Genomic DNA, 460 nt, shown 5'->3' on the forward strand with positions numbered 1-460 from the left:
GTCACAAACAAGGCGCTATTACCGTTTTGCTACACTTCAATTTCCGATATTGACCGAAAGCTCCATCCGGACTTTCAGTATTTCACCGATCGCTGCCATAGAGAGATTGAACAATAAGATGAATTCGCCCAGCGACACCACATCCGTGGCTTGCGGCTTCGCTCTTAAACTGCGAGTTCTCGGTCATTTCGAGCTATCGTCTGATAGATCTGGTGAATTGATCCCCATTACTTCGAAAAAGAGCCGCGCCTTGCTCACCTATCTCGCGGCGGCACCGCTCGGAACGGAAACCCGGCGACAATTGGCCAATTTACTGTGGACGAGTTATAGCGAGGTCCAAGCCAGACAAAGTTTACGCAAGTTGCTCAGCAACTTCCGACGCGCCCCTTGCGGCGATCTACTTCAGATCGATGAGGCCCGTTTTGGACTGGACTTATCAATGGTCGAAATAGATTGTCGT

General features: G+C 50.2%; 1 protein-coding gene. It reads left to right on the forward strand.

Annotation, left to right across the window (positions count from 1 at the left end):
* Positions 1-118: 118 nt before the first annotated feature.
* A partial coding sequence (locus DY467_RS26340; RefSeq protein WP_502706459.1) for an AfsR/SARP family transcriptional regulator occupies positions 119-460 on the forward strand: 342 nt, incomplete at its 3' end.

This window comes from Rhodopseudomonas sp. BR0G17, from assembly GCF_010907025.1.
GTDB classification, from domain to species: domain Bacteria; phylum Pseudomonadota; class Alphaproteobacteria; order Rhizobiales; family Xanthobacteraceae; genus Rhodopseudomonas; species Rhodopseudomonas palustris_H.